General features: G+C 62.9%; 22 protein-coding genes and 1 pseudogene. 18 read left to right on the top strand and 5 right to left on the bottom strand.

All coding sequences use genetic code 11. The features are described 5' to 3' along the window. Position 1 precedes the first annotated feature (1 nt). From EGJ27_RS15200 to lpxC, 4 genes are all read left to right on the top strand, one after another. Entirely contained in the window at positions 2 to 868 is an 867-nt protein-coding gene (locus EGJ27_RS15200) for a cell division protein FtsQ/DivIB (protein WP_125831579.1), read from the top strand. Between the two features lie 14 nt (positions 869 to 882). Further along, a complete protein-coding gene (gene ftsA / locus EGJ27_RS15195) occupies positions 883 to 2,136 on the top strand; it encodes a cell division protein FtsA (protein ID WP_125831578.1) in 1,254 nt (417 codons plus the stop codon). Between the two features lie 75 nt (positions 2,137 to 2,211). Continuing rightward, a complete protein-coding gene (gene ftsZ, locus EGJ27_RS15190; RefSeq protein ID WP_125831577.1) occupies positions 2,212 to 3,399 on the top strand; it encodes a cell division protein FtsZ in 1,188 nt (395 codons plus the stop codon). A gap of 111 nt (positions 3,400 to 3,510) precedes the next feature. Continuing rightward, the gene (lpxC, locus tag EGJ27_RS15185) at positions 3,511 to 4,422 is read left to right on the top strand and encodes a UDP-3-O-acyl-N-acetylglucosamine deacetylase (protein ID WP_125831576.1); all 912 of its coding nucleotides are present in this window, start codon (positions 3,511 to 3,513) and stop codon (positions 4,420 to 4,422) included. A 107-nt stretch (positions 4,423 to 4,529) separates the two neighbouring features. On the opposite strand, the gene tatC is transcribed toward lpxC, so the two are convergent. From tatC to tatA, 3 genes and pseudogenes are all read right to left on the bottom strand, one after another. Further along, positions 4,530 to 5,285, bottom strand: a complete 756-nt coding sequence (gene tatC, locus EGJ27_RS15180; RefSeq protein WP_125831575.1) for a twin-arginine translocase subunit TatC — start codon at positions 5,283 to 5,285, stop codon at positions 4,530 to 4,532. Next, the gene (tatB, locus tag EGJ27_RS15175) at positions 5,282 to 5,581 is read right to left on the bottom strand and encodes a Sec-independent protein translocase protein TatB (RefSeq protein WP_125831574.1); all 300 of its coding nucleotides are present in this window, start codon (positions 5,579 to 5,581) and stop codon (positions 5,282 to 5,284) included. The genes tatC and tatB overlap by 4 nt, the downstream gene beginning before the upstream one ends. A gap of 80 nt (positions 5,582 to 5,661) precedes the next feature. Further along, positions 5,662 to 5,799 (bottom strand): annotated as a pseudogene (tatA, locus tag EGJ27_RS25205) (twin-arginine translocase TatA/TatE family subunit); the annotation flags it as partial. A 159-nt stretch (positions 5,800 to 5,958) separates the two neighbouring features. On the opposite strand from tatA, the gene gspK reads away from it, so the two are divergent. After that, positions 5,959 to 6,921 carry a type II secretion system minor pseudopilin GspK gene (gene gspK / locus EGJ27_RS15165; protein ID WP_125831883.1) on the top strand — a complete coding sequence of 321 codons (963 nt, stop codon included), beginning with the start codon at positions 5,959 to 5,961 and terminating at the stop codon, positions 6,919 to 6,921. A gap of 188 nt (positions 6,922 to 7,109) precedes the next feature. Here the strand turns inward: gspK and EGJ27_RS15160 are convergent, their stop codons facing one another. Beyond that, a complete protein-coding gene (locus EGJ27_RS15160) occupies positions 7,110 to 9,146 on the bottom strand; it encodes a PhoX family phosphatase (RefSeq protein ID WP_125831572.1) in 2,037 nt (678 codons plus the stop codon). Between the two features lie 228 nt (positions 9,147 to 9,374). On the opposite strand from EGJ27_RS15160, the gene EGJ27_RS15155 reads away from it, so the two are divergent. The 12 genes from EGJ27_RS15155 to EGJ27_RS15100 are packed head-to-tail and all read left to right on the top strand — an operon-like array spanning position 9,375 to position 20,144. After that, positions 9,375 to 11,024, top strand: a complete 1,650-nt coding sequence (locus EGJ27_RS15155; protein WP_125831571.1) for a lipoprotein UxpA — start codon at positions 9,375 to 9,377, stop codon at positions 11,022 to 11,024. Then, the gene (locus tag EGJ27_RS15150) at positions 11,021 to 11,449 is read left to right on the top strand and encodes a pilus assembly protein PilZ (RefSeq protein ID WP_125831570.1); all 429 of its coding nucleotides are present in this window, start codon (positions 11,021 to 11,023) and stop codon (positions 11,447 to 11,449) included. The genes EGJ27_RS15155 and EGJ27_RS15150 overlap by 4 nt, the downstream gene beginning before the upstream one ends. Positions 11,450 to 11,451: 2 nt before the next feature. Then, positions 11,452 to 13,398 (top strand): type II secretion system secretin GspD, encoded by a 1,947-nt coding sequence (gspD, locus tag EGJ27_RS15145; protein WP_125831569.1) that lies wholly within the window; start codon positions 11,452 to 11,454, stop codon positions 13,396 to 13,398. 5 nt (positions 13,399 to 13,403) lie between these two features. Beyond that, complete coding sequence (locus EGJ27_RS15140) at positions 13,404 to 14,852, top strand: GspE/PulE family protein (RefSeq protein ID WP_125831882.1); 1,449 nt, start codon at positions 13,404 to 13,406, stop codon at positions 14,850 to 14,852. Between the two features lie 3 nt (positions 14,853 to 14,855). Then, positions 14,856 to 16,058 (top strand): type II secretion system inner membrane protein GspF, encoded by a 1,203-nt coding sequence (gspF, locus tag EGJ27_RS15135; RefSeq protein WP_125831568.1) that lies wholly within the window; start codon positions 14,856 to 14,858, stop codon positions 16,056 to 16,058. 17 nt (positions 16,059 to 16,075) lie between these two features. Next, positions 16,076 to 16,513 (top strand): type II secretion system major pseudopilin GspG, encoded by a 438-nt coding sequence (gene gspG / locus EGJ27_RS15130; protein WP_125831567.1) that lies wholly within the window; start codon positions 16,076 to 16,078, stop codon positions 16,511 to 16,513. Next, positions 16,514 to 16,963 (top strand): type II secretion system minor pseudopilin GspH, encoded by a 450-nt coding sequence (gene gspH / locus EGJ27_RS15125; protein WP_125831566.1) that lies wholly within the window; start codon positions 16,514 to 16,516, stop codon positions 16,961 to 16,963. After that, positions 16,960 to 17,325 (top strand): type II secretion system protein, encoded by a 366-nt coding sequence (locus EGJ27_RS15120; protein ID WP_125831565.1) that lies wholly within the window; start codon positions 16,960 to 16,962, stop codon positions 17,323 to 17,325. The genes gspH and EGJ27_RS15120 overlap by 4 nt, the downstream gene beginning before the upstream one ends. After that, complete coding sequence (locus EGJ27_RS15115; RefSeq protein ID WP_125831564.1) at positions 17,322 to 17,912, top strand: type II secretion system protein J; 591 nt, start codon at positions 17,322 to 17,324, stop codon at positions 17,910 to 17,912. The genes EGJ27_RS15120 and EGJ27_RS15115 overlap by 4 nt, the downstream gene beginning before the upstream one ends. Then, positions 17,909 to 19,045: a type II secretion system protein GspL gene (locus tag EGJ27_RS15110; RefSeq protein ID WP_125831563.1), complete on the top strand. Its 1,137-nt coding sequence runs from the start codon at positions 17,909 to 17,911 to the stop codon at positions 19,043 to 19,045. Before EGJ27_RS15115 ends, EGJ27_RS15110 begins: the two co-directional genes overlap by 4 nt. Further along, positions 19,042 to 19,473, top strand: a complete 432-nt coding sequence (gene gspM / locus EGJ27_RS15105) for a type II secretion system protein GspM (RefSeq protein WP_125831562.1) — start codon at positions 19,042 to 19,044, stop codon at positions 19,471 to 19,473. The genes EGJ27_RS15110 and gspM overlap by 4 nt, the downstream gene beginning before the upstream one ends. After that, positions 19,470 to 20,144, top strand: coding sequence for a hypothetical protein (locus tag EGJ27_RS15100; protein WP_125831561.1), 675 nt, complete (start codon positions 19,470 to 19,472; stop codon positions 20,142 to 20,144). Before gspM ends, EGJ27_RS15100 begins: the two co-directional genes overlap by 4 nt. A 7-nt stretch (positions 20,145 to 20,151) precedes the next feature. Here EGJ27_RS15100 and EGJ27_RS15095 read toward each other — a convergent pair whose 3' ends face one another. Continuing rightward, positions 20,152 to 20,607 carry a DUF721 domain-containing protein gene (locus tag EGJ27_RS15095; protein ID WP_125831560.1) on the bottom strand — a complete coding sequence of 152 codons (456 nt, stop codon included), beginning with the start codon at positions 20,605 to 20,607 and terminating at the stop codon, positions 20,152 to 20,154. A 309-nt stretch (positions 20,608 to 20,916) separates the two neighbouring features. On the opposite strand from EGJ27_RS15095, the gene secA reads away from it, so the two are divergent. Continuing rightward, complete coding sequence (gene secA, locus EGJ27_RS15090; RefSeq protein WP_125831559.1) at positions 20,917 to 23,652, top strand: preprotein translocase subunit SecA; 2,736 nt, start codon at positions 20,917 to 20,919, stop codon at positions 23,650 to 23,652. Positions 23,653 to 23,751 lie beyond the last annotated feature (99 nt).

Here is a 23,751-nt window from a genome sequence, read left to right as displayed (position 1 = left end):
CATGAACGGCTCGTCGGCACGTCATCAGTCACCCGCTCCCGGCCGCAAGCCGGTGCCGCGTGGCGCCAGCCGGATGGTGGCCAAGGAGCCGCTGTCGTCGCGCGTGCCGAAAGCGAACTTCAGTTTCCTGAAGCGTCTGTTCTGGCCGGTGATGCTGGTGGTGCTGGGCTTTGGCACGTACGAAGGTGCGCAGCGCCTGATGCCGTATGCTGATCGCCCGATCACCAAGATCAATGTGCAGGGCGACCTGAGCTACATCAGTCAGCAGGCGGTGCAGCAGCGCATTGCGCCGTACGTGGCGTCGAGCTTCTTCAAGATCGACCTGGCGGGCATGCGCACCGAGCTGGAACAGATGCCGTGGATTGCCCATGCCGAAGTCCGGCGGGTATGGCCGGATCAGGTGGTGATCCGCCTGGAAGAACAGTTGCCGGTCGCACGCTGGGGCGATGAGTCATTGCTCAACAACCAGGGACAGGCGTTCACGCCGCGTGAGCTGTCCAACTATGAACACTTGCCGCAGTTGTTCGGCCCACAACGGGCCCAACAGCAGGTCATGCAGCAGTACCAGGTATTGAGCCAGATGTTGCGCCCCATGGGCTTCTCCATCGTGCGCCTGGAACTGCGCGAACGCGGCAGCTGGTTCCTGACCACCGGTGCCGGCAGTGCCGGACCGGGTATCGAACTGCTGCTGGGACGGGATCACCTTGTGGAAAAAATGCGCCGCTTCATCGCGATTTACGACAAGACCCTGAAAGAACAAATCACGAATATTGCGCGCGTCGACCTGCGCTACTCCAACGGCCTTGCGGTCGGTTGGCGGGAACAGGTAACGCCGACGTCGGACAAACCCGCCGTCGCGAAGAATTGATAAGAGGCAGGACCATGGCAAATGTGCAAAGCGGCAAAATGATCGTCGGCCTGGATATCGGTACCTCCAAAGTGGTGGCGCTGGTAGGCGAAGTCGCGGCCGATGGATCGCTGGAAATCGTGGGTATCGGTACGCATCCATCCCGTGGCCTGAAAAAGGGCGTGGTGGTGAATATCGAGTCCACGGTCCAGTCGATCCAGCGCGCGATCGAAGAGGCCCAGCTGATGGCGGGCTGCCGCATTCACTCGGCGTTCGTCGGCGTGGCCGGCAGCCATATCCGCAGCCTCAATTCCCACGGCATCGTCGCGATCCGTGACCGTGAAGTGAGCGCCGCGGACCTGGAGCGCGTGCTCGACGCCGCGCAAGCCGTTGCCATCCCTGCCGACCAGCGGGTGCTGCACACCCTGCCTCAGGATTACGTGATCGATAACCAGGAAGGCGTTCGCGAGCCGCTGGGCATGTCCGGCGTGCGTCTGGAAGCCAAGGTGCACGTGGTGACCTGCGCGGTGAACGCGGCACAGAACATCGAGAAGTGCGTGCGGCGCTGCGGTCTGGAAGTCGACGACATCATTCTGGAGCAACTGGCGTCGGCCTACTCGGTCCTTACCGATGACGAAAAAGAGCTGGGCGTCTGCCTGGTGGACATCGGCGGCGGCACCACCGACATCGCGATCTTCACCGAAGGCGCGATCCGTCACACCGCCGTGATCCCGATTGCGGGCGACCAGGTGACCAACGACATCGCCATGGCGTTGCGCACACCGACCCAGTACGCCGAAGAAATCAAGATTCGTTATGCCTGCGCCCTGGCCAAGCTGGCCGGCGCCGGTGAAACCATCAAGGTACCGAGCGTGGGCGACCGTCCACCTCGCGAGCTGTCGCGTCAGGCGCTGGCCGAAGTGGTGGAGCCTCGTTACGACGAGCTGTTCACCCTGATCCAGGCCGAACTGCGTCGCAGCGGTTATGAAGACCTGATCCCGGCCGGCATCGTGCTGACCGGTGGTACCTCGAAAATGGAAGGTGCGGTGGAACTCGCCGAGGAAATCTTCCACATGCCGGTACGCCTCGGCGTGCCGCATAGCGTCAAAGGGCTGGCCGATGTCACCCGCAACCCGATCTATTCGACGGGCGTAGGCCTGTTGCTCTACGGGCTGCAAAAGCAGTCGGACGGCATCTCGCTGTCCGGGCCGGGCATCACCAGTTACGGCGACGAACCCAAGGCTCCGGTGCTTGAACGCATCAAGCGCTGGGTGCAGGGCAATTTCTAAGCTTCAAGGTTTTACAGCTTCACAGCGGTAGCGGCAGTAGGCATAAATAAACTAGAGAGCGGAAGGAGAGAGAAAATGTTCGAACTCGTAGACAACGTCCCGCAAAGCCCGGTCATTAAAGTCATCGGTGTGGGTGGTGGTGGCGGCAACGCTGTCAATCATATGGTCAAGAGCAACATCGAAGGCGTCGAGTTCATCTGCGCCAACACTGATGCTCAGGCACTGAAGAACATTGGTGCACGTACCATCCTGCAACTGGGCACCGGCGTGACCAAGGGCCTGGGCGCCGGCGCCAACCCTGAAGTCGGTCGTCAGGCTGCTCTGGAAGACCGCGAGCGCATCGCTGAAGTCCTGCAGGGCACCAACATGGTGTTCATCACCACTGGCATGGGCGGCGGTACCGGTACCGGTGCAGCACCGATCATTGCCGAAGTGGCCAAGGAACTGGGCATCCTGACCGTCGCGGTCGTGACCCGTCCGTTCCCGTTCGAAGGCCGCAAGCGCATGCAGATCGCCGATGAAGGCATCCGCATGTTGTCCGAAAGCGTCGACTCGTTGATCACCATTCCCAACGAGAAGCTGCTGACCATCCTGGGCAAGGACGCCAGCCTGCTGTCGGCTTTTGCCAAGGCTGACGATGTACTGGCCGGTGCCGTTCGCGGTATCTCCGACATCATCAAGCGTCCGGGCATGATCAACGTCGACTTTGCCGACGTGCGTACCGTGATGAGCGAAATGGGCATGGCGATGATGGGTACCGGCTTTGCCAGCGGCCCGAACCGTGCACGTGAAGCAACCGAAGCAGCCATTCGCAACCCGCTGCTGGAAGACGTGAACTTGCAAGGCGCTCGCGGCATCCTGGTCAACATCACCGCAGGTCCTGACCTGTCGCTGGGTGAATACTCGGACGTCGGTAGCATCATCGAAGCGTTCGCCTCCGAGCACGCCATGGTCAAGGTCGGTACTGTTATCGATCCGGACATGCGCGACGAGCTGCATGTAACGGTGGTTGCCACAGGTCTGGGTGCGAAAATCGAGAAGCCGGTCAAGGTCATCGACAACACCCTGCAAGCTGCCCAGCAGGCTCCGGCCCACCAGGCTGCGCGTCAGGAAGCGCCATCGGTCAACTACCGCGACCTGGATCGTCCGACGGTCATGCGCAACCAGGCTCACGCCGGCGCTACGGCAGCGGCGAAGATGAACCCGAACGACGATCTGGACTATCTGGATATCCCGGCTTTCCTGCGTCGCCAGGCCGATTGATGAAATGTATCAGGGGTATTAGGGTGATTGGTGTTCAGCAAAGGCATGGTCTGCTATTATCGCCAGCCTTTGTTGATACCAGTTCGCAACTTGCGCTGAAGCGGCCATGCCATGATTAAACAACGCACCCTGAAAAATATTATCCGTGCCACAGGTATCGGCCTGCATTCCGGGGAGAAGGTTTACCTGACTCTCAAGCCTGCGCCTGTGAATACCGGCATCGTGTTCTGCCGAGCCGACCTCGATCCTGTCGTGCAGATCCCTGCGCGTGCGGAGAATGTCGGCGAGACGACACTGTCGACTACTCTCATCAACGGTGACGTCAAGGTCGATACGGTGGAGCACCTGCTTTCGGCCATGGCTGGCCTTGGCATCGATAACGCCTACGTCGAGCTCTCTGCCTCCGAAGTTCCAATCATGGACGGCAGCGCAGGCCCTTTCGTATTCCTGATTCAATCGGCCGGCCTGGAAGAACAGGACGCGCCGAAGCAATTCATCCGTATCCTGCGTGAAGTGACAGTGGAAGAGGGCGGTAAACGCGCTACTTTCCTGCCTTTCGAAGGGTTCAAGGTCAGTTTCGAGATCGATTTCGATCACCCGGTCTTCCGCGACCGCACCCAAAGTGCAAGCGTGGATTTTTCCAGCACTTCCTTCGTGAAGGAAGTCAGCCGTGCCCGGACCTTTGGGTTCATGAGTGATATCGAGTACCTGCGCAAGCACAACCTCGCACTCGGCGGCAGTGTGGAAAACGCCATCGTGGTCGATAAGGACGGCGTGCTGAACGAAGACGGCCTGCGTTACGAGGACGAATTCGTCAAACATAAAATCCTCGATGCCATCGGCGACCTCTACCTGCTGGGCAATAGCCTGATTGGTGAGTTCCGTGGTTTCAAATCGGGCCACGCTTTGAACAACCGTCTGCTGCGCACGTTGATTGAGCAGAAAGACGCTTGGGAAGTCGTGACCTTCGAGGATGCCAGTACCGCTCCTATTTCTTACATGCGTCCTGTCGCGGCCGTGTAAGCAGGCTTTACTCTCTTTCCTTTTATATTTTAAAGGCAGCTTTCGAGCGGCCTTTTTTTATGTCTGTAGAAGCGCAGGGGCGGCGAGCCTACGGCTGATCGGCAACTTCAAGCCGCGTCGGCAATACCCGCTTCCCTACGCCTGATAATCACCCGACTGGCCAGCAAACCCACTTCGAACAACATCCACATCGGCACGGCGAGCATCGTCTGTGAGAACACATCCGGCGGTGTCAGCAGCATGCCGACCACGAAGCAGCCGACGATCACATACGGGCGGCTTTTGCTCAGGGTTGCTACGTCGGTGATACCGGCCCAGACCACCAGAAAGGTCGCAACCGGTATCTCGAACGCCAGCCCGAACGCCAGGAACAGCGCCAGGATGAAATCCAGGTACAGACCGATGTCGGTCATCATCTCCACACCGTCCGGCGTGACGCTGGCGAAGAAGCCGAACATCATCGGGAACACCAGGAAGAACGCGAACGCCATCCCTGAATAGAACAGCACGACGCTGGCAATCAGCAGGCAGATCGCAACCCGCCGTTCGGTGCGGTAGACCACCGGCGCAATCAATCCCCATGCCTGATGCAGCAGCACCGGCATGGCAATGAACAGTGCAGTCATCATGGTCAGCTTGAACGGCGCCATCAGCGGCGAGGTGACGCTAGTGGCGATCATGCTGGCGCCTTCAGGCAGGAAAACCCTGAGTGGCGCGGAGATGAAGGTGTAGAGCTGCTGGGCGAACGGGAACAGCGCCGCGAACAAAACGACGATGGCCAGAATGCAGCGCAGCAGACGCGTGCGCACCTTGCGCAGTTGCCCCACCAGCATCTGCGGAGCCTCGTGTTCGATCAGGTTCATGGGCTCGTGGGTCCGTTGGTGGGCTGGGTGTTGGCGACCGGTGCAGGAGGGGCCAGGCGAATGCCATCGCGCAGTTCCTGTTCCAGTTGGCGCAGAGGCTGGCGATTCAGCTCCTGACGCACCTGTTCGGCATCCATCTCGCGTTCGATCTGCGCCTTGATGCCGCCCATGGTGCGCTTGGCCTGGCCGATCCAGCGTCCGGCCGTTGCGGCGGCCTTGGGCAGGCGTTCCGGGCCGAGCACCAGCAGTGCGATCACGCCCACCAACGCCAGTTCGGTGAAACCGATCTCGAACATCAGTGTTTGTTGTCCGATTGACCGGACGGCTGGGCGGTATCGTTCAGATACGGCTTGGGCGCGTCCTGCGGCTTGGTTTCGTCACCACCGACCGACGTGCGGAAGCCCTTGATCGCTTCGCCAACGTCAGCGCCCAGACCCTTCAAGCGCTTGGTGCCGAACAGCATGAACACGATGAGTAGCACGATCAGCAATTGCCAGATTCCGATTCCGCCCATGAGGCTCTCCAGGTGTTTGATTTGAAATGTGAAGAGGCATTCTGCCGAGCGTTTATGACGGCGCGGTGACGGTTTTATGCGGGTTTCATGAGGCTGCCACCTGCCTGAAACATTCAGCGTGTTGACTGACGCATCCAGCCTGAACGGACCGGCAAGATGATCGACAAAAGACAGCAGCGCGGTGCCGCCTTGCTCATGGTACTGGTCGCGTTGGCGATGCTGGCCGCGGGCTTGGCCTGGATGGTCGAGCAGGGGCGGCACGAAGTGAACGGCGTGCGCCTGGTGCAGCAGCGGCTGCAGGCGCGGGCAGTGGAGAAGGCGGCGCTGGCCTTTACCGAGCAGGCGCTCAAGGACCCGCTATGGCGCGCCAGTCCGCTGTTCTGGCAAGCGCTGCGCGGCCAGCCGTTGAGCTACAGTTTTGCGGGCGGCAAGGCGAGCATTCGCATTCTGGACTTGCACCGCTGCTTCAACGTCAACAGCCTGATTGGGCCGGACGCCGAGCGGGCCCAGCGGCAACTGGTCTATCTGCTTGGCGACGACATGGCTGCCGAGCGCCTGGCCCAGACGCTTTCCGACTGGCTCGACAACGATCATTCAAGCCGCCAGCAAGGCGCCGAAAACAATGAGTACCTGCGTCTGAAACCGGCGCGTCTGGCAGCCAATCAGCTGATGGTCGATACCAGCGAGTTGAATCTGCTGCTGCCTGCCGATCCCAGGCGCGAACAGCAATCAGGGCAGCTCTGCGCGCTCCCCGAGGTAACCGGCTGGCGCCTGAATGCCAACGCGCTGAATCTGGACGAATTGCCGCTGCTCGAGGCGCTGTATGAAGGTGAGATCGGTCGGGCTGAGTTGACCCGCCTGATCAGCAGTCGGCCGCCCGGTGGTTACAAGGATGCCAGTGAATTGCGCCAGGCCATGGGCGCCATGGACGACGAGAAATTCGCGCGGCTCACGGAGGGCCTGCAACTCAATGGTGACCATTTCCTGCTGCAACTGGAAACCGACCTTGACGGGCAGGTGTTCCGCAGCCAGTACCGGGTCGAAGCGCTGGGCGTCGTGAAATGGCACAGCCAGGTGCCAGCGCAGCAAATGGTGGTGCGGGAGCGTGAGGTGGGGATGTAAAACGCTGGATGGCAGCGGGGTGTAGGAGCGACCTTGGTCGCGATCTGGCGCGTAGCGGCAGCGTTGAACGGTGTGATGTCGGAGCGAGGGTTTGCTGCCGCTATGCGCCAGGTCGTCGGATTGCCTTCCACAGCAAGCTCGCTCCTATCAGGAGTCCGCTTGCTGGCGAAAGCATTACCAGCGAGGAATCAAACCCCCAGTTCACCTCCGTCGGCGCGCTGGATCACCACGGTGGAAGCTCGTGGGCGGACGGTGCCGGAAGTGACGTCGGTCGCTACGTCCGTGGACGGCCAGTTACCCGGATGCTGGATGTTGAGGAACATCGTCTTGTTGTCCGGGGTGAAGGTAATGCCGGTCACTTCGGCGCCGTTAGGGCCGACGAAGAAACGACGCAGGTCGCCCTGGTTCTGGGCGTTGACCGGAATCTGCTTGCCCGCGGCATCGACCATGTTGGACGGAATCACCGCCAGCATCTGATCGTTGGTGTAGCTGGTGATGGTTTTCTCGCCGTTGTCGGTCTGAATCCACATGATCCCGCGGCTATCGAAGGTCATGCCGTCCGGGCTGGCGAACTGGTTCAGTTCGGTCAGGCCGGAACGGTTCAGGTCCGGCGTGCCTGCCGCGTTTGCGCCGTAGACGAAGATGTCCCAAGTGAACGAGACATGATCGTCGCCATCGTTCCAGCGCACGATATGCCCGTGATTGTTGGGGACGCGCGGGTTGGCGGCATTGGCCGTGGTGCGTGCGGTGTTGTTGGTCAGGGTCAGGTACACATCGCCGTTGAGCGGGTTGACGGCGGTCCACTCCGGACGGTCCATCGGCGTTGCGCCCACGGCATCGGCCGCGCCACGGGTGTTGAGGATGATGCCCGGCAGGTTGGTGAACCTGGCGCCCAGGGTGCTGCCATCGCTGGTCGGCGTCATCACGTCGAGCAGCAACCAGACACCGCTGCCGTCAGCGTTGAACCGCGCGACATACAGTTTGCCGCTGTCCATGTACTTGGCGCCGGTCGCCAGGCGGTCGCTCGGGTTGGCGTCGGCCGCTTCCCAGAGCGCCGTGGACACGAACTTGTAGAGGTATTCGTTCTGCGAGTCGTCACCCATGTAGAAGGTCACCGGCTTGCCGACCGTGGTCAGGCCCGGCCAGCAGCCCTCGTGGCGGAAGCGGCCCAGCGCGGTGCGTTTGACCGGCAGGGTGGCGGCGTTGTACGGGTCGATTTCGACGATGTAGCCATAGGTGCTGGCTTCGTTACGGTAGTCGTCGGTTGCCGTGGCGCCGGTCGGGGTCACGTCGAAGCGGCGGAACTCATCGTTCACTTCCGAGGCGTCGCCTGCGGCCGTTTCCCAGTCGTAGTTGCCGGCTGACGAGCTGACACCGATGCGCACTTGATCCGCCGGGCGTACGCCCTTGTTGACGAAAATCCCAGGCCAGTTCTCTTCACAGGTCAGGTACGTGCCCCATGGCGTATAGCCGTTGCCGCAGTTGTTGTTGGTGCCGCGGGTCTGAGTGCCGGTGACCGAGAACTTGGTCTTGACGCTGTCGGTGCCCGCCAGCGGACCAGACAGGTTCATGACCGATGCGGTGGTGAAACGGCGGTTCAGCGGGTCGTTTTCCACCACCTGCCAGCGGTCGCCGGACTTGCGAACACGCACGACACCGGCGCCGTGGGCGTTGATCTCCTTGCGGACTTCTTCAGCCGGGCGCACGCCACCGACCGAGGTGGCGCCGGCCGGATGCAGGGCATCCTGGTCGATGTATTCGAAGTTGATCGCGATCAGGCCATCGGTCGAGCTGCCATTGATCGGGAAGAAGTGCATGCCGTCATGGTGCATGCCCATGGCGTTGGCCTGGTCGGCGGCGCTGTTGGTGCCGTCGCTTTTCCACTGCTCGGTGGCGTCGCTCAGGCGGGTGCCCCACGGCGCGAGCACATAAGCGGTGTAACCGGCGGCGACGCTGACTGCGTCGGTACGCGAACCCGGAATCGAGGTGAAGCCCAGTTGCAGTTTCGGGGTCGGCTCCGGCGTTGGAGTCGAGGGCGAGTCGTGATCGTTGTCGCTGTCGCTGTCGAAGCAGCCAGTCAGACCGGTCCCCGCAATCATGGCGATGGCGGCACCGAGGCCACCGCGCACGACACTGCGACGGCTCAGGAAGGTGTCCAGCACCGAGGCCATCGGTTCATTGCTGCTGAGATTGCGGTTCTGGTTATCACCGGTATTACGACTCATGCATCAGGCCCTTTTTTAACAGTGGGTTTGTAAAGGAACCGGGACTGTAGAAGTCGAGTGTGATGATTCATTGGCAGTTTTGTTAAGAAACGATCACCGACCCTTACTAGTTATTTCAAGATGTTACGAAGGTCGGTTTCCACCGCCATTCAGAAAAATGCCATCAAACTGTCATTTGCAGTCGCCAATATGCCGCCCCTGACATGAATCAGCCTCAGGATGTGGAAGATGGCTTCATTGGCGCGGCGCGATGTGTTGGGATGGATGACGGCCGGAGCCGTGCTGCCTCTGCTGCCGGGCTGTTCGAACCTTCAAGGAATGGGCAGCAGCAACGGCGGGCAAGTGGACCTGCTGTATGTAGCCGATACCCTCGACGCCCGTCAGCCTGGCAAGCCAGTCGTTCCCGCCACGCGCCTCGGACCTGCAACCCGCATCGGCCAGGCGCCGTGGATCAGCGGCGTCAACGCCCGCGTCGCGACACCGGATCAAGCCCAACTCAACGGCCTGCTGGACAGCAGTCTCAGCCAACACATCGAAACCGGCGGCTATCCGGTGCTCGGCGCGCTGCTCCACGGCTTGCGCCGGGAAGCGGGCGAGGGCAACAGCCTGACCCTGGAAAACGGTCAGTGCTGGAACGGCAGCGGTCTGGCTTACCTCACTCACGGGCAATCCGGCGTCCAGGGCAGCGCGCTGCTGGGCAGCGAAGTGCGCGTCAGCAGCGACGAGCGCCTGCTCTGGCCGCAGCATTGCGCCGGTTTGTACAAACAGTTCGGGCATCCTGTGCTCGGTGCCGGGCTCGCGGCGGCTACCGGCCAGCGCCTGGGCACTGAACCGGTGGCGTTCTTCAAGCGTGGCGGAATCCGGATTGCGGTGGTCGGCGTCACCGACCCCTATGCCCGCGACCAGCAAGCTTCCCTCAAACAATGGAACGACAGTCTGCAACCGGTGCTGGAACGCGCCCGCGCCGAGGCCGATCTGGTCGTCGCGCTGGCGGATGTCGGCACCGGTCCCGGCTTCTGGATGGCCGAGCGTCTGGCTCAGGTGGATCTGGTGCTGTGCGCACGCGGTCAGGATTTGTGGCCGCAACCGGTCGAGGTCACCCAGCCGTCCGGCAAGCGAGTGCCAGTGGTACTCGGCGGGACACGAGCCAGCGGCGCATTTCGCATCCGTTGCCAGCAGGCCGGTGGGCAGTGGCAATTCACGGCACGCTTCCATCCGGCGCTGGACGGCATCCTGAGTGCCGAGGATCAACTCGAAGCCCGCCGCATCCGCCAGCTCACCCAACAACAGCGCGCCGCCCATGCCGGCTGGCTCGACCAGCCGCTGGCCCACGCCCCGGAAAACCTCTGGCGCCGTGACGTGCGCGGCGGCAGCTGGGATCGTCTGCTGCACTCCGCACTGGCCGAAACGCCTGATTCGGCCGTGCTGCTGCCGGGCTTGCGCTACGACAGCCCGTTGGATCAGGGCCAGCCGATTACCCGCGAACACTTGATCAGCCTGACCGCCAGCTACCCCGCGCCGGTGGTCAGCGTTTCAGCCAGGCAGGTGCCGCGCGTCCTGGAAAACGCCGCCGAGCAGATGTTCAGCGAACCGTTGCTGCTGGATAACAGCCAGGACCTGCCGCGCTGGCTGGGTCAGCCATGGCAGATCACCTACAGCGCCGGCGGCAAACGCGTCAGCGGCCTCGGCGAACCAGCCGGGCAGTGCCGCACCTTCGGCCTGGGCTTCGACGCGCAGGCAGGTCAGCCACTCTGGCAACACCTTGAAGCCTGGTTGCGCGAGCAGCCCGCCAACTGGCGGATCGCGCCGTTGCAACTGCCGCAGATGCGCTATGTGCAAGGGCATCCGGGCTGGCACCCGCGTGAGCAGATCAGTTGAGTCGGCTCGTCAGTGCCAGTCATGTGCTGCTGGCGGCGCTGGCCGGATGGCTGGCCGCGCAATGCGTGTTGCAGATCTGGCACGGCCCGGCGGTTACAGCTGCCGCGAGCGTGCCGACGGCGCCTTCCGCCCGACTGCTGGGCGGCCACTGGCAAGCAGGGCCGGTGATCAGCAACGAGCTGCCACTGACCACGCTGGCCGTCGAGTACCTCGGCGGCTTCAAGGCCCGTGAACTGGCCTCCACCGTGGTGGTGCTGCGCTTCGAACAGCGCCAGCGCACCCTGGCCCGCGGTCAGCGCCTGGCGCCCGGCATTGTTTTGCAGGACATCGATGAGCTGGGCCTGGTGTTCGACAACAACGGCAAGCGCGAGCGTTTGCCCTGGCCCGCGCAACGTCCGTCATTCGGCTTCAAGCAACAGGGATAAGCATGACCATCAATCGCCTCAAGCAACCTCTGCGTCTCGCTGCCTTGCTCTGTGCCCTGACTCTCGGGCATGCGGCAGCCGAGGAAGAACCTGTTTATGAAGTCAATTTCGTCGACACCGAACTCAGCGAATTCATCGACAGCGTGTCGCGCATCACCCACACCAATTTCATCATCGATCCGCGGGTGAAAGGCAAGGTCACGGTCCGCAGCAGCGAGATGCTGGGCAGCGAAGAAATCTACGCCATGTTCCTCTCGCAGCTGCGCGCCCAGGGTTTTGCGGCTGTCGATCTGCCCAATGGCAGCGTGAAGATCGTGCCGGATCAGGCGGCGCGGCTGGAGCCGGTGCCGGTGGAAACCGCACGGCCCATCGGCCCGGTCAACGATGGCATGGCGACCCGCGTGTTCAATGTGCGCAATGCCGCCAGCGAACAGATGCTCAACATTCTCAAGCCGCTGATTGATCCGCGCGTGGGCGTCGTCACGCCATATCCGTCCGCCAATCTGCTGGTGATCACTGACTGGCGCAGCAACCTCGACCGCATCGACAGCCTGTTGGTGCAGCTCGATCAGGTCAGCCAGGAACCGCTGGAAGTCCTGCCGCTGAAACACGCCAACGCCAACGACACCGCGCTGCTGGTCACCCGCCTGCTGGCCCGCGAACAGGGTGCCGACGGCGCCCAGGTGGTGCCCGACCCGCGTAGTAACGCATTGCTGGTGCGCGGCAGCGCCGACAGCCGCGAACGCGTGAAAACCTTGCTCAAGAAACTCGACACGCCCCGCGACCCGTTGCAGAACGCCAATACCGTGGTGATCTACCTGCGTCATGCCAACGCCGCCGAAGTGGTCAAGGTGCTGCGCGGCCTGAGCCAGGACAACGCGGTGCCGACTTCAACCGCGCAGGAAGGCGAGAAGGCATTGCCGGTCAGCACGTCGGGCATTCGCATGGAATACGAAGAAGGCACCAACGCCGTGGTGATGGTCGGCCCGGACAGCGAGGTCAGCGCTTATCGCAGCATCGTCGAACAGCTGGATATCCGCCGCGCTCAGGTGGTGGTCGAAGCGATCATCGCCGAGGTTTCCGACACCCGCGCGCAGGAACTGGGCGTGCAGTGGTTGTTTCAGGGCGACAACTTTGGTGGCGGCGCGATCAACTTTACCGGCAGCGGCGCGCCGAGCGTCACCAGCGTGGCGGCACTGGCGCAGGCCAATGACACCACCGGCCTGGGCCAGTTGCTGTCCGGCGTGCAAGGCGTGACCGCAGGTGTCGGCAACCTCAGCGGCGGCGGTCTGAACTTTCTCGCGCTGCTCAATGCGCTCAAGAGCCAGAGCGGCTTCAACCTGTTGTCGACGCCGACGCTGTTGACCCTGGATAACGCCGAAGCCTCGATTCTGGTCGGCCAGGAAGTACCGTTCGTGACCGGCTCGGTGACCCAGGACAACACCAACCCGTACCAGACCATCGAGCGCAAGGAAGTCGGCGTGAAGCTGCGCATCAAACCGCAGATCAATGTCGACAACACGGTGCGTCTGGATATCGTCCAGGAAGTGTCCTCGATTGCCGACAGCGCCACTGCCAGTGACGTCATCACCAACAAACGCGAAATCAAGACCAAAGTCATGGTCGAGGACAATGGGCTGGTCGTGCTCGGCGGGCTGATCGGTGATGAAACCACCACCACCGACCAGCGCGTACCGTTTTTGGGTGACGTGCCGTTTCTGGGTCGTCTGTTCCGTTCCGACGCCAGCCAGCGGGTGAAACAGAACCTGATGGTGTTCATCCGCCCGCGCATCGTGCGCGACGGCGAAACCCTGGCCCGGCTCAGTAGCGAGAAGTACCGCAATCTCAAGGCCAGCACGTCGCTGGCACTGCCCGAGGAAGCGGCGAGCGACAGCTTGCTGCAACTGTTTCCGGCCAGCCGCGAACGGATGGGGCGCGACGTATGGTGACCGCGCTGCTGCCGTATCGCCTTGCCCGACAGGCCGGGGTTGCCAAGGTGCCCGCTGAACAGGGCTGGCAGCTCTGGCTGCGGCCGGAGGTCGATACCGATGCCTTGCAGGAAGTGCTGCGGGTACACGGTTTGCCGAAGGCGGTGGAGCACGTCTCGGCCCAGGAATACGAATTGCGTCTGAGCACGCTGTATCAGGCCGGTGAGTCTGCCACTGCCGCGCTGATCGAAGGCATCGGCGATCAGGTCGATCTCGACAGCCTGATGAGCGAGCTGCCCAAGGTCGAAGACCTGCTGGAAAACGACAACGACGCGCCGGTGATCCGCCTGATCAATGGCCTGTTCGCCGAGGCACTGCGTTTGCGCGCTTCGGACATTCATGTGGAAACCTTCGAGGCCAGCCTGGTCATTCGTTTGCGGGTCGACGGTCATCTGCGCGAAGTGCTGCGCCCACCGCGGGCCTTGTCCACGATGCTGGTGTCGCGGATCAAAGTCATGGCGCGGCTGGATATCGCCGAAAAACGCCAGCCCCAGGACGGACGCATCACCTTGCGTTCGGCCGGACGGGAAGTGGACATTCGCGTTTCGACCTTGCCGGGGATTTATGGCGAACGAGTCGTCATGCGGGTGCTGGACAAGCAAGCCAGCCTGCTGGATTTGAACAACCTGGGCATGCCCGCCGAAGTCGAGCGCGGCCTGCGGGCCTGCCTGCTGCGGCCCAACGGCATCGTGCTCAGCACCGGGCCGACCGGCTCCGGCAAGACCACCACGTTGTACGCCAGCCTCAACAGCCTCAACGATGGTTCGTGCAACATCCTGACCGTCGAAGACCCGGTGGAATATGCCATTACCGGTATCGGCCAGACCGCGATCAACCCGCGCGCCGGCATGACCTTCGCCAGTGGGCTGCGCGCCATTCTGCGCCAGGACCCGGACGTCATCATGCTCGGTGAAATCCGTGATCGGGAAACCGCGCAGATCGCGGTGCAGGCCAGCCTGACCGGTCACCTGGTGCTCTCGACCCTGCACACCAACAGCGCCGTGGGCGCCGTGACCCGTTTGCGGGACATGGGCATCGAACCGTTTCTGATCGCTTCCAGCCTCAAAGGCGTACTCGCTCAGCGGCTGGTCCGACGCCTGTGCGCCTGCGCCACGCCGCAACCGATGAACGACGCCGAACGGGCCTTGTGGCCGGAACTGGCCGGGCTGCATGAAAGCTTTCATCCCCAGGGCTGCGATGACTGCCAGCACACCGGCTACGACGGGCGAATGGGGCTGTACGAATTCATTGAACTGGACGCCGGGCTGATCGAGTTGCTGTACGCCGGCGCCAGCGAAGTTGTCATGCACGACTATCTCGCCGACAAGCGCCAGAGCCTGGCAGCGATGGCCACCGATTGCCTGCGTCGCGGCGAAACCAGCCTGGCCGAAGTGCTGCGCGCGGTGCGGGGCTGATCGATGCCGACTTATCGCTATCAGGCGCTTGATCCGGCAGGCCGTACCCGCAAGGCCAGCCTGCAGGCAGAAAACGAGCGTCACGCCCGACAACTGTTGCGCGAGCAGGGCCTGTTCGCCCGCGAACTGCAACTTCAGGATTCCACCTCTCGTAGCCCACGCGGCCAGCGGCTCAACCACGGCCAGTTGTGCGAGCTGACCCGGCAGCTGGCGACGCTGCTGAGCGCCGGTATTCCGCTGGTGGATGCGCTCTCGACCCTGGAGCGGCAATTGGCCGAACCGGCGATTCGTAACCTGCTGGTGGCGGTGCGCGGGGCATTGGGCGAAGGCCACAGTCTGGCGCAGAGCCTGCGGCGCCAAGGCGGTTTGTTCAACGGCTTGTATTGTGCGCTGGTGGAAGCCGGCGAAAGGTCCGGCAAGCTGGCACCGGTACTGGAACGCCTCGCCGAACACCTTGAGCAAGTCCAGCGCCAACGGCACAAGGCGCGCACTGCGATGATCTACCCGGCGGTGCTGATGCTGGTGTCGCTGCTGGTGGTGGTCGGCCTGATGACTTTTGTCGTGCCCAAGCTCACTGAACAGTTCAGCCACACCGGGCAAAGCCTGCCGATGATCACCCGCCTGTTGATGGGCATCAGCGAAGGGCTGGTGCTGGTCGGGCCGTGGTTGTTGGTGCTGGCCGTGCTGGTCGGCATCGGCGGCAGCCTGCTGTTGCGCAAACCGCAATGGCGCCTGCGCCGGGATCGCGACCTGCTGCGGCTGCCGCGAGTCGGTGCGCTGTTGACCGTGCTGGAAAGCGCCCGGCTGTCGCGCAGCCTGGCGATTCTGGTGGGCAGCGGCGTGCCGTTGCTTGAAGCCTTGCAGGTGGCGACCGCGACGGTCAGCAACCGGGAAATTCACCGCGCTCTGCAAACCGTGCGCGATCAGGTCGAAGGCGGCGTCAGCCTGCACCGGGCGCTCACCGGCGCCGGTCATTTCCCGCCGCTGCTGCTCAACATGGTCGCCAGCGGCGAGGCCAGCGGCACTTTGCCGGACATGCTCGAACGGGTCGCCGACAACCAGGAGCGCGGCTTTGCCCGCCAGGTGGACACGCTCATGGCGCTGTTCGAGCCGTTGATGATTCTGGTGATGGGCGGCGTGGTGCTGTTCATCGTCCTGGCCGTGCTGCTGCCGATCATGCAGCTCAATCAAGGCCTTACTTTCTGATCATGGAGACTTCATTCATGCCTTCGACCTTCAAGCCACGCCAGCGCGGTTTCACGCTGATGGAAATCATGGTGGTGATCTTCATCATCGGCCTGCTGATCGCCGTGGTGGCGCCCAGCGTGCTGGGCAATCAGGACAAGGCCATGCGCCAGAAGGTGCTGGCCGACCTGTCCACGCTGGAGCAGGCGCTGGACATGTATCGCCTCGACAACCTGCGTTATCCGACCACCGAACAGGGCCTGAACTCGTTGACCAGTGCGCCGAAAGTCGAACCGCTGCCGCGTTCCTGGCGCGCCGACGGTTACATCCGTCGCCTGCCGGACGATCCATGGGGCAACCCGTACCACTACCGCGCGCCGGGCGAGCACGGTCGCATCGATATCTATTCGCTGGGCGCCGACGCTGCACAGGGCGGCGAGGGGACTGACGGCGATATCGGTAACTGGAACCTGTAAATGCAGCGGTCGCGTGGGTTTTCACTGCTGGAGATACTGGTGGTGCTGCTGGTCGTCGGCCTGTTCAGCGCCATGAGTGTCGCCTGGCTGGACACCGGGCCTGCGCCGATGCAGCGGGCGCTTGAACGACTGGCCGCCGAGACCCGAGCGCAGGCGGCCCAGGCCCGACACAGCGGGCAGATCGTGGGCATGCGCTGGAACGGCCGGCAGCCGGAGTTCGTGCATTGGCAGGCTGACAAGGCATCGGCGCGCTGGGTGCCCGATGCATCGCCCACGGGTTCGTGGCCCGCGGAATTGAAAGCTGACTGGCCGGTGTCCAGCGAACCGATCGTGGTGTTCACCCCCACCGGGCTGGCTGCGCCGGTGATCTTGAACTGGCACTGGCCGGAAGGTGGGCAGCGCTGGCAATGGCTGAGCGACAACCGTTTGAGCCGGGTCGATCTGCCATGAAGCGCCAGCGTGGCTTTACCCTGCTGGAAGTGATGGTGGCGCTGGGGATTGCGGCGGTGATGGCGGTCATGGTCAGCCAGTTGCTGCGCCAGCGCATCAGCGTGCATCAGGCCGTGCAGCAACACCGCTTGGGCAGCCTGTGTGCCCGCGAACTGGAAGCGCAGTTCAACGTCGAGCGCTACTGGCCGCAGCTCAATCAGGTGCGCGGCGAATTGCGCCAGGGCGATGCGACCTGTTACTGGCGCATGGATCTGGCCATGACCGGCGTGCAGCGCCTGCGCCGTGGTGAACTTGCGCTGTACGCCGCCAGGGACGAACGCGAGCCGTTGGGGCAGTTCACGCTGTTTCTGGTGCGACCTTGAGTGCAAGGCAGCGCGGCCTGACGCTGATCGAATTGCTGGTGGCCATGGCCCTGACGGCGGTGATCGGCGTGGTGCTGGCGGCGCTGGTCAACGGTTGGCTGAAGGTGCGCGAGCGTTTGACCGAGCCCGGTAACGAGCCGCAGGTGCTGGAGTTCTGCATGGCACTGGAGCGTCGCTTCGACGGACTGGTGCTGCGTCAGCTGTATGAAAACCGCCTGCCGTTGCCGGTGAGCTGGCTGGACTGGCAGCCGGACGCCAACCGTCTGCAATGGGTGGCGATAAGCGGCTGGTCGGGTGCGGCAGGAGAATCCGGCCTGCAACGCCAGCGGCTCACATTCGAAGCTGGTGAGCGACGCTTGAGCCTGGCGACATCGAGCGACCTGTACGCCGCTGGCGAGCCGCAATGGGACAGCCGTGAACGGCTGGAGGCGGTGGATAAGCTGCACATCGGTTTTTATCAGGGGACGCGCTGGCTGGCGTTTCCTTCCACGGTCGCGGTGCAACCCAATCGGGGCGTGCGACTCGAATTCGAGCGTCAGGGAGCGCCTTATGTGTGTACTTTCGCCTTGCCCGATACCCGTCCATGAAGCGGCCTGACGCCCTGTTCGAACAATGGCGCGCCGGGCGTCGCAATGCGCGCGGCTGGTTGCTGGTTCGTCCGCCTGTCGATCCGGAGAACGGCTGGCAGTGGTGTCGCATGCCCGGCAATCAGTCCGGCGACTGGCCGCCGCCTGCGCCTCTGTTGCCTGAAACCGTCGCGCTGATCATTCCGGCAGCGCTGTGCAGCCACTTTCAGGTCGCGGCACCGCCAGGGCTCAAACGCCACGAATGGCCGATGCTGCTGGAAGACGTGCTGCAACAGCCGGTCGATCAGGTGCAGGTCAATTGCCTGTCGCGGGCCAACGGGCAACTGGAACTGCTGGTGGTGGAGCGTGCCAGGGTGAATGGCTGGCTGGCGGAGTGCGAAGCGTTGGATCTTGTGCCGACCTGCCTGTGGGCCGAGCCGCAACTGCTGCCGCATCAAGCGCCCGGTCAGTTGTTGTGCTGGTCGCGAACCGATGGCGCTTGCTTCAAGCGCGGCGGTGATGACGGCACCCAGGCCTGGCTGTTCTGGCCGCCGGTTCTCGGCCAATGTCCCGGCCAATGGCAGCAGCCGACGCAGCGGATGCAAGGCGCCTGGCCTTCGCAATGGGCGCCTTTGGAGCGCTTGCCCAATCTGTTGGAAAGCCCTGCAACGCGCCGCGTGACAACACCTCGTGGTCCGGCACTTTTCAGTCGCACTCAACGCCGACTGGCCGCCGTTTGCGCGCTGCTGGTGCTGTGCTGGGCCGGCGTGTCGGCAGTGCAATTCTGCCAGCAAGTGCCGGGCTGGAAGGCTCAGGTCGAGGCGGTGACCGGGCCGGTCGGTACTGCCCAACAGGCCGCTCGCTCGCTGGCGCGCCTGCAGGCCCGACAAACCGACTGGCGCAGTCGTCAGCAGCAGGTTGCGGAACTGGAGCTGGCTGTCTCAGACTGGCTTGCTGCCCAGCCGGGCTGGGGCGTGTCGGGCAACTATTTCGATGGCCGCAACTGGCGACTGGTGCTCAACGGTAGTGTTGCAGCGCCACCGCTGGCGCATTGGCAGGCGATGGGCAAGGCGGTCGGGGCGTCCGCGAGCGTCGAAGCCAATGACCAAGCCTCGCTGCTGACCGTGAATTTCGACTTGGGTGTACAGCCATGAAAGCTTTGATCCACCGCGCTTCGAGCGCCATCCATGCACTGCCGCCGACCCGACGCTATGCGCTGCTGGCCGGTTGGGTGCTGGTGCTGACGTTGCTGCTGGTGGTGATCGGCCGGCCGGTGGTCGCGGCCGTCAAGGAGATCAGCCAGTGGCCGGCGCTGGCCCGCCAGGCGCAAAGCCTGAGCCCCGGCCCAGGATTTTCCACCGACTATTGGCAAACCCTGGCCAGCGCCCGCGGGCTGGTGCTGACCAAGGTCGAGCAACGCGGCGATATCTGGCTGCTGCGCGGCGAGTTGACCCGCGCCGAGCCTTTGGCGCAGTTGATGCGCAGCGTTCAGGGGCGCGGTGGTCGGCCGTTGCGCTGGAGCGTGGAACAAGGCCATCAGGCGATGATCTTCAGCCTGGACGTCGGGAGTGCAGTGCCGTGAATCGCAGAATCTGGATCATTGGCGGTGTCGTGCTGGCGCTCACCGTGCTGCTGAACCTCCCGGCTTCGCTCATCGCGCGAACGATCAGCTGGCCGCCGGGCTGGCAGCCGGAGGGCATCAGCGGCACGCTGTGGAGCGGGAACGCGGTAAGCGTCGGCCCCATCGGCCCGCTGATCTGGAAGTGGCGACCCTGGATGGCCGAGGCGCAGTTCAGCGGCGGCTTTCAGCAACAGGCCTGGGATCTGTCGGTCACCGGCTGGCCATGGGCGTGGCAGGCTGATCTGCTGCCGGGCGAGCCGCTGATCACGCCGCCTTCGGCCTACACCCTGGACGGTCACTGGAAAGGCCGGTTGCAGCTACGCGGTCGCGGCTCACGTTGCACCGCCAGCGAAGGCGAATTGCGCAGCGAAGACATGGCGCTGCTGGCGCCCTGGATGATGGTGCTGGGCAATGCCACGCTCAACGTGGACTGTCGCGAGGCGTTACAGGTGCTGGCCGATGTGCGGCGCGAGGGTGAACATCGTTTCACCGTCAACGCCGAGCCTTTGGCCCGTCGCGCAACCATCGCCGGCGAAGTCGAGCCCCAGGCCAGCGTGACGCCGCTGTTGCGTCAGGCGGGAATATTGAAAGTCGGCGAGTCGCGTTTCGAGAAAACGCTGGGCTGGCGTTGAGCGGCCGCTACGGCTTGTTGCGGGCGTGGCCGGCCAGACGTTCAAGGGCGGCGCGCAGTTTCGGGTCGGCGATGCCCTGGGCGGTGGCCTGGATGTTTTCCGCGGCGACGGTCGACAGGTCGATGGTGTGCCCGACGGTCTTGCTCTGCACCGTGGGCGGCTGCACCTTGAACACGATGCGAGTCAGGTTGGCGAATTCGTCGAAGGCCAGCATTTGCCGGTGCAGACGTTTTTGTTGATAGCGCAGGCGCGTAGCCCAGTGCCCGTCGGTGACGATCAGCAACAGGCAGCCTTCACGCCAGGATGCCACGTGACAATGTTCGCGGGCGGCCGGTTGCAGCTGGCTTTCGAGCAGGCGTTGCAGATGGCCCAGGCGTTCGGCGTGACGGAAGATGGCTTTGAGCGGCTTGGCCTCGCGCAGCAGGACGGCAGGTGCGCGGGCGTTGAGAGGACGAAAGGCCATGGGGGGCAATGCCTGGGAGTAACAAGGCGGTTATCTTAACAGAAAGCGTTCGCGGCGCTGGGTCGCAGGCGCTTTCCGTGCTTTCATAGGCAAATCAATGAGTAACTTCAACAACTTAGGGGTTGAAGTGCTGAAATATGGCCCCATTGTAGATCTGCCCCGTCACAGCGCTGTGCCAGCATCGTGGATTAACGCCACTTTCCTCACCACCGTTTCCGGGTAGAATGCTCGTTCGCATGCGGCCGTTAGGGCCGCACGGGCGACTCACGGGGCCGCCCTCCATTCCTATGTGTGGAAGATCCTGTCGATATGTTTGCGCCTTTGTTAAAAAAACTTTTTGGAAGCAAGAACGAGCGTGAAGTCAAGCGCATGCTCAAGACGGTACAACTCGTCAATGCCTTCGAAGAGCAAATGTTGGCCCTCACGGACGAGCAACTGCGCGCCAAGACCGAAGAGTTCAAGGCCCGCATAGCCAAAGGCGAGACCCTCGATCAACTTCTGCCGGAAGCCTTTGCCGTCACCCGCGAAGCGGGTAAACGCATCATGGGCATGCGCCACTTCGACGTTCAGTTGATCGGCGGCATGACCCTGCATGAAGGCAAGATCGCCGAAATGCGTACCGGCGAAGGCAAGACGCTCTGCGCCACCCTGGCTGTTTACCTCAACGCGCTGTCTGGCAAGGGCGTGCACGTGGTGACCGTCAACGACTACCTGGCCCGCCGCGACGCCAACTGGATGCGTCCGCTGTACGAATTCCTCGGCCTGACCGTCGGCGTCGTCACGCCGTTCCAGCCGCCTGAAGAGAAGCGTGCCGCCTACGCCGCGGACATCACCTACGGCACCAACAACGAATTCGGTTTCGATTACCTGCGCGACAACATGGCGTTCAGCATGGACGACAAGTTCCAGCGTGAACTCAATTTTGCCGTGATCGACGAAGTCGACTCAATCCTGATCGACGAAGCCCGTACGCCGCTGATCATCTCCGGCCAGGCTGAAGACAGCTCCAAGCTGTACACCGAAATCAACCGCCTGATTCCCAAGCTCGAGCAACACATCGAGGAAGTGGAAGGCGAAGTCACCAAGCCGGGCCATTTCACCGTCGACGAGAAGACCCGTCAGGTCGAACTCAACGAAGCCGGTCACCAGTTCATCGAGGAAATGCTCACCGAAGCCGGCCTGCTGGCCGAAGGCGAGAGCCTGTACTCGGCGCACAACCTGGGCCTGCTGACCCACGTCTATGCCGGTCTGCGTGCGCACAAACTGTTCAACCGCAACGTCGAGTACATCGTCCAGGACGGTCAGGTATTGCTGGTCGACGAACACACCGGCCGTACCATGCCGGGTCGTCGTCTGTCCGAAGGTCTGCACCAGGCCATCGAGGCCAAGGAAAACCTGAACATCCAGGCCGAAAGCCAGACCCTGGCGTCGACCACGTTTCAGAACTACTTCCGTCTGTACAACAAGCTGTCCGGCATGACCGGCACCGCCGACACCGAAGCGTTCGAATTCCACCAGATCTACAACCTGGCCGTGATGGTCATCCCGCCGAACAAGCCGCTGGCGCGCAAGGACTTCAACGACCTGGTCTACCTGACCGCGGAAGAGAAGTACGCGGCCATCGTTGCCGATATCAAGGCATGCATGGCGGAAAACCGTCCGGTGCTGGTGGGTACGGCGACCATCGAAACCTCCGAGCACATGTCGCGGCTGCTGACCCAGGAAGGCATCGAACACAAGGTTCTGAACGCCAAGTTCCATGAAAAGGAAGCCGAGATCATTGCCCAGGCCGGTCGTCCGGGTGCGCTGACCATCGCCACCAACATGGCCGGTCGCGGTACCGACATCCTGCTGGGCGGCAACTGGGAAGTCGAAGTCGCCAACCTGGAAAACCCGACCCCCGAGCAGATCGCGCAGATCAAGGCCGACTGGCAGAAACGCCATCAGCAAGTGATCGAAGCGGGCGGCCTGCACGTGATCGCTTCCGAGCGCCACGAATCGCGGCGTATCGACAACCAGCTGCGCGGCCGGGCCGGTCGTCAGGGCGATACCGGTTCCAGCCGCTTCTACCTGTCGCTGGAAGACAGCCTGATGCGCATCTTCGCCTCCGACCGGGTCAAGAATTTCATGAAGGCCCTGGGCATGCAGTCCGGCGAAGCCATCGAACACCGCATGGTGACCAACGCCATTGAAAAAGCGCAGCGTAAAGTGGAAGGTCGCAACTTCGACATCCGCAAGCAGTTGCTCGAATTCGACGACGTGGCCAACGAACAGCGCAAGGTGATCTACCACATGCGTAACAGCCTGCTGGCTGCTGCGAATATCGGTGACACCATTGCCGACTTCCGCGAGGAAGTGCTCACCAACCTGATCAGCCAGCACATTCCACCGCAATCCCTGCCTGAGCAGTGGGACGTGGCTGGTCTGGAAGCTGCCTTGAACACCGACTTCGCGGTCAAGCTGCCGATCCAGCAGTGGCTCGACGAGGACGACCACCTGCACGAAGAAACCCTGCGCGAGAAAATCATGGCGCAGCTGCTGGTGGCCTACAGCGAGAAGGAAGATCAGGCGAGCGCCGAAGCCCTGCGCACGTTCGAGAAGCAGATTCTGCTGCGCGTCCTGGACGACCTGTGGAAAGACCACCTGTCGACCATGGACCACCTGCGCCACGGTATTCACCTGCGCGGCTACGCCCAGAAGAACCCGAAGCAGGAATACAAGCGCGAGTCCTTCACCCTGTTCCAGGAACTGCTGGATTCGATCAAGCGCGACACCATTCGCGTTCTGTCCCACGTCCAGGTACGTCGCGAAGATCCAGAGGAAGAAGAGGCGCGTCTGCGTCAGGAATCCGAGGAGCTGGCCAAGCGCATGCAGTTCGAACACGCCGCTGCACCGGGCATCGAACAGCCTGTGCTGGAGGAAGAAGCCGGTGACGTCGCGGTCGCTCAGGCGCCGGTCCGCAACGAGCAGAAGCAGGGCCGCAACGAGCTGTGCTGGTGCGGCTCGGGCAAGAAATACAAGCACTGTCACGGCCAGATCAACTGACGCCTGACTCTGCAGTAACCACGCCGCGACCGGCCTGCCTGTCGCGGCGTTTTTTCATTGATTGCCGTCCCGATGCGCACGGCACAGATTGTCCTTGAG

The organism is Pseudomonas sp. v388 (assembly GCF_003935425.1).
In the GTDB taxonomy this organism is placed as follows: domain Bacteria; phylum Pseudomonadota; class Gammaproteobacteria; order Pseudomonadales; family Pseudomonadaceae; genus Aquipseudomonas.
Note: the sequence above shows the minus strand (reverse complement) of the source record. Positions and strands in the feature narration are given on the sequence as shown.